This window comes from Brachybacterium sp. ACRRE, assembly GCF_022346485.1.
In the GTDB taxonomy this organism is placed as follows: domain Bacteria; phylum Actinomycetota; class Actinomycetes; order Actinomycetales; family Dermabacteraceae; genus Brachybacterium; species Brachybacterium halotolerans.
Map to the genome: position 1 here is coordinate 70,528 of NZ_JAKRMO010000014.1, position 8,111 is coordinate 78,638.

At 72.1% G+C, this 8,111-nt stretch carries 7 protein-coding genes; 3 read left to right on the forward strand and 4 right to left on the reverse strand.

Annotated features, from left to right (window positions below; translation table 11 throughout):
* Together MHY49_RS06230 and MHY49_RS06235 are read left to right on the forward strand one after the other, a co-directional pair.
* Entirely contained in the window at positions 1 to 723 is a 723-nt protein-coding gene (locus MHY49_RS06230) for a M50 family metallopeptidase (protein ID WP_239203202.1), read from the forward strand.
* 67 nt (positions 724 to 790) lie between these two features.
* A complete protein-coding gene (locus MHY49_RS06235; protein ID WP_239203203.1) occupies positions 791 to 2,308 on the forward strand; it encodes a lipase maturation factor family protein in 1,518 nt (505 codons plus the stop codon).
* On the opposite strand, the gene MHY49_RS06240 is transcribed toward MHY49_RS06235, so the two are convergent.
* Positions 2,289 to 3,629 carry a sodium:proton exchanger gene (locus MHY49_RS06240; protein WP_239203204.1) on the reverse strand — a complete coding sequence of 447 codons (1,341 nt, stop codon included), beginning with the start codon at positions 3,627 to 3,629 and terminating at the stop codon, positions 2,289 to 2,291. The genes MHY49_RS06235 and MHY49_RS06240 overlap by 20 nt on opposite strands.
* 85 nt (positions 3,630 to 3,714) lie before the next feature.
* Between MHY49_RS06240 and MHY49_RS06245 the strand changes: the two genes are divergently transcribed.
* On the forward strand, positions 3,715 to 4,047 hold the full coding sequence (locus MHY49_RS06245; RefSeq protein WP_239203205.1) for a helix-turn-helix transcriptional regulator: 333 nt from the start codon (positions 3,715 to 3,717) through the stop codon (positions 4,045 to 4,047).
* Positions 4,048 to 4,147: 100 nt separating this feature from the next.
* Here MHY49_RS06245 and MHY49_RS06250 read toward each other — a convergent pair whose 3' ends face one another.
* The 3 genes from MHY49_RS06250 to MHY49_RS06260 form a co-directional block, all read right to left on the reverse strand.
* Positions 4,148 to 4,876 (reverse strand): alpha-ketoglutarate-dependent dioxygenase AlkB, encoded by a 729-nt coding sequence (locus tag MHY49_RS06250; protein WP_239203206.1) that lies wholly within the window; start codon positions 4,874 to 4,876, stop codon positions 4,148 to 4,150.
* A gap of 208 nt (positions 4,877 to 5,084) precedes the next feature.
* Positions 5,085 to 6,353, reverse strand: coding sequence for an amidohydrolase family protein (locus MHY49_RS06255; RefSeq protein ID WP_239203207.1), 1,269 nt, complete (start codon positions 6,351 to 6,353; stop codon positions 5,085 to 5,087).
* A gap of 173 nt (positions 6,354 to 6,526) precedes the next feature.
* The coding region (locus MHY49_RS06260; RefSeq protein ID WP_239203208.1) for a cytosine permease at positions 6,527 to 8,111 on the reverse strand (1,585 nt) is incomplete at its 5' end.

Genomic DNA, 8,111 nt, shown 5'->3' on the forward strand with positions numbered 1-8,111 from the left:
GTGGACATCGGCACCTCACTCACCGAGGCCCTCTCCGGGGCGTGGCAGCGCAGCCTGCCCGCTACCCCGCCCGACCAGGGCTGGTGGTCCCTCGCCGCGATCGCCGCAGCCCTCGCCGTCGTGGTGCTCCCGCCCGTCTGGCGCTTCGCGCGCCTCGCGGTGACGGTCGTGCACGAGCTCGGGCACGCGGGCGTCGGCATCCTCATGGGTCGGCGCTTCACCGGCTTCGTGGTCAGCGGCGACATGTCCGGCCACGCGGTGACGGTGGGCCGGCCGACGGGGCTGGGCCGCATCCTCTCCGCATGGGCCGGGTACCCCATGCCCGCCCTGGTGGGAGCGCTGCTCATCCAGATCGCCTTCGGCGGCTGGGCGCGCACCGCGCTCGCCGTCGCGCTCGTGCTGCTGGTGGTCTCCCTGGTGTTCTCCCGCTCGCTGCACACCGTCGCGACCGTGCTGGTGAGCGCCCTGATCGTGGGGGCCGTGTGGTGGTGGGGCGGAGCGCTCGGCCCAGGGGTGCTCGTCCTCGCCCTGGGCGTGCTGCTCCTGCTCGGCGCCTGGCGGCACCTGGGGACCGTGATGACCACCGGTCGACGCCAGGACGACCCCCAGCAGCTCGCCCAGCTCACGAGCGTGCCCGCCTGGGCGTGGAACGCCGGCTACGTGCTGGTCCTCGCGCTCTGCTCATGGTGGGCCAGGGCGGTGCTGCTGCGCGCACTGGGGTGAGGCGAGGGCCCGTCGGCTCCTCGACGCCGGGCGGCAGGGGGCGGATGATGGCACCGAGGTGACCCCGATGGATCTGCATGCCTGGCTCTCGCTGCTCGACGCCCGCGAGTACTCGATCGCCCGCGAGGTGATCGTGCGCGGCGTCGCCCTCGTGTTCGTGATCGCCTTCGCCTCCGTCCTGCGCCAGTTCCCCGCGCTGCTGGGGGAGAACGGACTGATGCCCGCGCCGCGCTACCTCGCCCGGCTCGAGGAGCGCGGCATCCGCGGCGGACCCACGCTCTTCCGGTTCTCCCGCACCCCCTACAGCGACCGCCTGCTGCGGGCCATGTGCTGGGTGGGCATGCTGCTCGGCGCGGCGACCGTGCTCGGCCTCCCGCAGCTCGGACCCGCCTGGACCACGATCCCTGTCTTCCTCGCGATGTGGGGGCTCTACCTCTCGATCCACTCCGTGGGGCAGGTCTTCTTCGGCTTCGGCTGGGAGTCGATGCTGCTCGAGTGCGGTGCGATCGTCGGCTTCCTGGGGTCCGACGCGGTCGCCCCGCCGCTGCTGATCCTGCTCTTTCTGCGCTGGATGCTGGTGCGCCTCGAGTTCGGCGCCGGCATGATCAAGATGCGCGGCGACCCCGCCTGGCGCGACCTCACCGCGATGGACCACCACCACCTCACCCAGCCCATGCCGGGTCCGCTGAGCCGGCGCGCGCACCTCATGCCCCGCTGGTGGCACCGGCTCGAGACCCTGGGCAGCCATGTCGTGCAGCTGGGCGCGATCTGGCTGGTCCTGCTGCCGCAGCCTCTCGCCTCGATCGGCGCGAGCCTGGTGATCCTCACCCAGCTCTACCTCATGGCCACGGGCAACTTCGCCTGGCTGAACCTGCTCACGATCCTCGTCGCCTTCAGCGCGATCAGCGACCCGTTCCTGCGCTGGATCACGGGCGGTCCCTGGCCCGGATGGGGGCTGCCGCACGGGCCCTCGGTTGGGAGCGGGGGCGGGAGCGGAGCGGCCGACGGCGGTGCCCTCGTCGCCTCGCCCCTGTGGTGGCACGTGCTGGTGATCGTGGTCTTCGCGGGGCTCGTCGTCCTCAGCCGCAAGCCGCTGCGGAACCTCTTCTCCGCCCATCAGCTGATGAACGCGAGCTTCAACCGTTGGCACCTCGTGAACGCGTACGGCGCCTTCGGGTCGATGACCAGGCAGCGCCACGAGGTCGAGATCGAGGGGACCCTCGCCGAGGACCCGAGCGCGGCGGGCGAGGACGACTGGCGCCCCTACCTCTTCCACGGCAAGCCGGGCCCGCTCGCGCGGCGCCCGCGCCAGTTCGCGCCCTACCATTTGCGGCTCGACTGGCTGATGTGGTTCCTGGCCCTGCGGCCGGGAGGCGATCCGTGGTTCGTCGCGCTGCTGACGAAGCTGCGGGAGGGGGATCCGCAGATCCGCCTCCTGCTGCGTGAGGACCCCTTCGACGGGGCGGCGCCGACGGGTCTGCGCGTGCGGCTGTTCGACTACCGCTATGCGACCCGTGCGGAGCACCGTGCGAGCGGAGACCGGTGGGTGCGCACGGACCTCGGGGTCATCGCCCGGCTGGGTTGAGGTGGCCGGTCGGGAGCTCCGGGCCCCGGCCGACGACGGGACCGTCGGCTGGGATCCCATCGGCCGAAACGATGGTGTCCGAGCCGGCCCCCGCGGAGCCTCCGTCGGCGGAGTCCCCGTCGGCCTCCTCGCGATCCCGGCGGAACGGGGCGGTGAGGGCGGGCAGGATCCCACGGCGGTGGATCACGAACAGCACGAGCGCGACGACCAGATAGACCGCCGAGAGGATGAGGCGGCCGTGCGTGCCGGGCACCGCGAACTGCACGGCGAACAGCGCGAGCAGGGAGATCGCGCCCCAGCGGGGGAAGCGCAGGCCCAGCAGCAGGGCCACGCCCATCATGGTCTGCGCGGCGGTCAGCAGGATCTCCTCGACCTGGCGCGGGTCCAGGGCGAGGGTGCCGCTGCCGCCGCCGAGCGCGTAGGCGAGGGGCAGGCTGCCCACGAGCATCGTCCACTGGTTGACCTTGGCGGAGATCAGCATGCCCAGCGCGGCCGCGGCCTTCCCGCGGGTCGCGAAGATGATCGCGACGATGAACTCGGGCGCCTCGGAGGCGAGGGGCGCGAGCCACTGCACGAGCAGGAACTGGTCGATCCCGAGCGTGCTCCCGGAGGCGACGAGGGCCTCGGCGAACGGCTCGGCGCACGCGAGGATGATCAGCGCGGAGACCACGAACAGCCCGATCACCACAGGGCGCCGGGTGCGCTGGGGCAGGGCCCCGATGCGGGCCGCAGTGCCCACGAGGTCCGGCTCCTCCTCGGCGCCGCCGCGGGCGATGCGCACCAGGTAGTACACGAACCAGGCCAGCAGGATCACGCCGAGGATCCAGCTGATGGTCGCGGTCAGCGGCATCACGAAGGCGAGCACGGAGGCGATCAGCAGGAAGCCCAGCTCGAGGCGGTGCTCGGGGTCCAGGACCACCTCGCGCACGGTGCGGCCCGAGCGTCGCGAGGCGATCGCGACGCTGACCAGCACCACCACCGGCCAGCCGAGGCCCAGCAGCAGACGGTTCGAGCCGGTCATGTTGGCGGCGGCGAACTGCACGTAGTCGGGTTCGGAGCCGGCGCGGAAGGCGAAGTACAGGTCGACGGCGTATTCGGGGAGCACCGCGATGATCGCGAGGATCGCGACCGCGAGGCCACCGCTGATGTCGACCTCTGCGGCCTCGGCCGCCCAGGCGAGCACGAAGGCCGCCGCCACCACCGCCGCTCCGAAGATGAGCAGACCCAGCAGGGAGGGGGTCGCGATGTCTCCCAGGCGCAGCACGAGCGCGGGGACGGCGACGAGGAAGCACAGCAGCGCGGGGCGGATCGATCTCAGCACGCCCGACACACTGTCAGACGTTTAGGCAGGTATGCAAGTGTCGAAGAGTGCGTGGTGAGGTGCCAGACGGTGACACAATGAATTAATGGGCATTGAACCGACGCAGCAGCAGCTGGACACCGTGGCGCGCACCTTCGCTCTCCTCAGCTCGCCCACGCGCCTGCACCTGGTCGCCCTCGCCGTCGCCGGCGAGCTCGACGTCAGCGCCCTTGCCCACGAAGCCGGCATCACCGTCGCCACCGCCAGCCAGCACCTGAGCAAGATGCGGCTGGCGGGCCTCGTCTCCGCTCGCCGCGACGGCCGACGCCTCTTCTACACGGTCGACGACCCCCACGTGGTGATGGTGGTCCAGCAGATGTTCGAGCACATCGCGCCCGACGGGACGCTGGCTCCGGACCCGGACCCGGCTGCCGGGTAGGCACCGTGCCGCGACCCGGCCGCCGGGTAGACGCCGACGGGAAGGTGGGGCCGACGGGCGCGGCTGCGAAGGAGGGTGGGTTCGGGCGGCAGCAGGTCGCTCAGCCGTCGAGCCCGGTCTCGCGCAGCGTGATGTTCAGCCGACCCTCGGCGATCCCGCAGCCCCGGGGCGCGGTGCCCGGCTGGATGCGGGTGACGCCGTGGAAGGCCAGTCGCGAGGGGCCGCCGAAGACGAACAGGTCACCGGACTCGAGCGTGATGTCCTGGTAGGGCTTCGTGCGCGTCTCGGTGTTGCCGAAGCGGAACGTGCATGCGTCGCCGATCGAGAGCGAGACCACAGGGGCGAGGGAGCGCTCGTCCTTGTCCTGGTGCATGCCCATCTTGGCGTCGGCCGAGTAGTGGTTCACCAGGGCGGTGTCGGGAGAGTAGGGCGAGGCAGCGTGCTCGGGGTCGGGCTGTCCCGGGGTACCGGCGAGCTCGGGATCGTGCTGGGCGGCCGCCGCGATCGCCGACCGGCCCAGCCGCGTCATCCAGTCCGGGAACGGCAGCACCCGGTTGCCGTTCACGTCGACCGCCTCGCGCGAGTACGCGTACGGCCTCCAGTGCCAGCCGAGGCAGACCGTCCGCACGCTCATCTCGTGCCCGCGCACCGTCGGGGAGCGCGGGGGTACGGGCCCGTCGGCCCATTCCTCGAAGCGCGCTGCGATCCATGCCTGCTGGTCCAGGCGCAGGAACCCCGGCACCCAGACCGCTCCGGGAGCGAGCACCCGCGCCGGGCGGGGGAGCAGGTCGTCGCCGAACAGGGAGCCGTCCTCGTGCTGCGCATCCATGCCGCCGATCCTCGCACACGGGGGCGAGATGCCCATGCGCTCACGGGAGCGCCGACGCCCCGCCGGCGGGCGGGTGCCGGACGGAATCCCTGACCAGGATCTATGACCGGAGCAGCTCGACTCGGTGAGAGATCCTGGTCATCGGGCGGACCCGGCCCGGGAGCCCTGCAGACTGACCGCGGGAGCCCCTCGGCCCGGGCGACGGCCCTCAGGCGGCGAACCCCTCCATCGGGTCCAGCAGCTCGCGGCGAGCGCGCCGGAAGACGAGGGATCCTCCGCGGATGCTCGCGAGGACGTCGGCGTGATGGCGCAGCGCGGACTTGTCGTCGTCGGCGTCCAGCAGGATAGCGTCCGCCCGCGCGCCCTCGTGGATGCCGTAGTCCTCGAGCCCCAGGTTCTTGGCGCCGTTCACGGTGATGAGGTCCAGGCAGCGGCGCAGGACGGGCTCGGTGAGCATGTGCGCCACGTGCAGTCCGCTCTCGAGCACCCGCAGCAGATCGCCCTCGCCGATCGGGTACCAGGGGTCGGCGATCGAGTCCTGACCGAGGGCGACGTTGAGGCCAGCCTCGGTCAGCTCCCGGATCGGAGCGACGCCCCGGGGCATCGGGGCGGGTGCGCCCCAGCCCTGCAGCTGCAGGTTCTCGGTCGGGTTGACCGCGAAGCGCATGTCCGCGGCGACCAGCTCGGGAAGAAGCTTGGCCATGTACCCCGCCTGGTAGTACGCCATCGCCACGGCATGGCTCGCCGTGACGCGGCCCTGCATGCCCCGCTCGATGGCGAGGTCCGCGAGCACCTCGACGAAGCGCGACTGCTCGTCGTCGATCTCGTCGCAGTGCACGTCGATCAGGGCGTCGTGCCGCTCCGCGAGGTCGAACACGCGGCGCAGGGAGGCGACGCCCGCCTCGCGGGTGCGCTCGAAGTGCGGGATCCCGCCCACGACGTCGGCCCCGCGGCGCATCGCCTCGGCCATCAGCTCGGTGCCCTGGGGGTGGGCGAGGATGCCGTTCTGCGGGAACGCCACCACCTGGATCCCGCACCAGTCCCGCACCCGGTCCTTGACCTCGAGGATCGCGTCCAGAGCCGTGAGGCCGGGCTCCGTGACGTCGACATGCGTGCGGATGAAGCCGACCCCGTTGCCGGCCTCGGAGCGCACGGCGTCCACGGCCCGCTCGATGACGCGCTCGCGCTGCACGAGGCCCTGGGCCTTGTGATCGGCCCAGATCCCGATCGCCTCGAACAGGGTGCCCGACTCGTTCATGCGGGGCTGGCCGACGGTGTTCGCGTAGTCCAGGTGCATGTGCGCATCGACGAACGGGGCGCACAGCAGCGCGCCCTGCGCATCGAGCACGTCCTCCCGCTCCGCCGGCCGCTCGGCGGGCTCCTCGTTCGCCGGGGCGATCCGCGCGAAGCGGCAGCCCTCCACGGTGACGTCGACGAGCCGCGAGGTCGAGCGCAGGCGAGCATTGGTGATGAGCATTCGGTGATCCTTTTCAGTGGGGCACGGCGTGGATGGGGGCACGGCGGTCTCGGAGGTGACCGGGGCGGCGCGGTGCGGGGTGATGCAGTGCGGTGCGGGGTCGTGCTGCGTGCGGTGCGGTGCGGTGGCGCGCGGGATGGGCCCCGGAGTGGGCCGACGGGCCAGGCCGGAGGCTAGAGCTCGTCGGCCGTCCTCGGGGCGAGAGGAGCGGGAGCGGCCGATGCGCCGGAGCCGTCGGCCCCGCCGCCGTCAGAGCTGCCGCGAGCCGTCTCACCGCGAGCTGCCCCGCCTGGAGCCGCCCCGTCGCGCAGCCCACCCGCGATGCCCGCGCTGTGCATGGGCAGGGGGCGTCCGCGCATGAGGACGCAGTACAGGACTCCGGCGGTCACCCCGCCCGCGAGCCAGGAGAGATCGAGCCCGCCCAGCGCCGTCGCGATCGGCCCCTGCAGCGCCGGGACCATGCCCTGGAGGAACAGCCACGACATGACGATGCCTGCGGCGAAGGCGAGGAACGCGCGCGGGTTCCAGGCGGCGACGGTGCGCGCGGACGCGGGGTCCGCGAGCGGGGAGAAGTCCGTGCTGTGCCGGTCGAGGATCGCATGGTGCACGAGCACCACGGCGCCCCAGGTGGCCGTCCACCCGACCACTCCGGAGAGCCACGCGTCGAGCGTCTGGGCGATGCCGTCGGCGAACACGAAGGCGATGACGGCTAGCAGCGAGAGCACGCCCACCATCACGCTCAGCGCGCGGCGCGGGATCGCGATGTCCAGGGAGCGGGCGGTGACGGAGAACGAGTAGATGTTCAGGATGTTCGTCGCGATCGGGCCGTGCACGACGAGCAGGAGGACGGGGACGGCGAGCGCGCCGAAGTTCTGGACGATGAGGGCGCCGGGGTCGGCGCCTCCGCCGCGGGTCGCGAGGCTCGCACCGAGCAGGCCGAGCCAGACGACGGGGATGAACTGGCCGGCCGCGCTGATCAGGAAGAGACGGCGCCGCGGCACCCGCGTCGAGACGAAGCGCGAGTAGTCCCCGGCGTAGGTGAGCCAGGTCAGGCCCCAGCCGATGCCGATCGCGGTCATCACCTGGCTCATCGCCACGAGGCGCTCGGAGCCGGAGAGCGCGCCCGTCGCGGGGCCCGCGTACGACCAGTCGATGTCCATGAAGCCCCAGGCGGCGACCGACATCGCGAAGAGCACGAGGAGTGTGGGAGGAACGGTCCAGCGCTCGAAGGCCGAGATCACGCGGAAGCCGAAGAAGGAGATCGCCACCTGGATCGCCATGATCAGCGCGCCGACCCCGATCCTCGCGCCGAGGTTCGCGGCCCGGGGATCGACGAGGCCGATCTCGCCGAACAGCGCCATCACCAGATCGAGCACGATCCATGTGTTCACGGCGCACCACCCGATGACCACGACCATCTGGACGACGGCGGGCACGTAGGCGCCGCGTCGGCCGAAGACACCGCGCGCCATCACCATCGAGGTCAGGCCCGTGCGCCGGCCGATCACCGTGAACAGGCCGAAGACGACGACGCCGACCAGGTTCCCCAGGACGAGCACGATCATCGTGTCGGCGAGGCTCAGACCCATGGTGATGCCAAGGGCGCCGAGCACCCAGTTGATGGGTGCGATGTTCGCGCCCGCCCAGATCCAGAACTGGCGGCCGGCGCGGTCGGTGCGCTGCGCCTCCGGGACCGGCACCGTGAGGTCGTCGGGCGACTGCGGGTCGACGGGAGCCGGGGGCGCGGAGGCGCAGCGC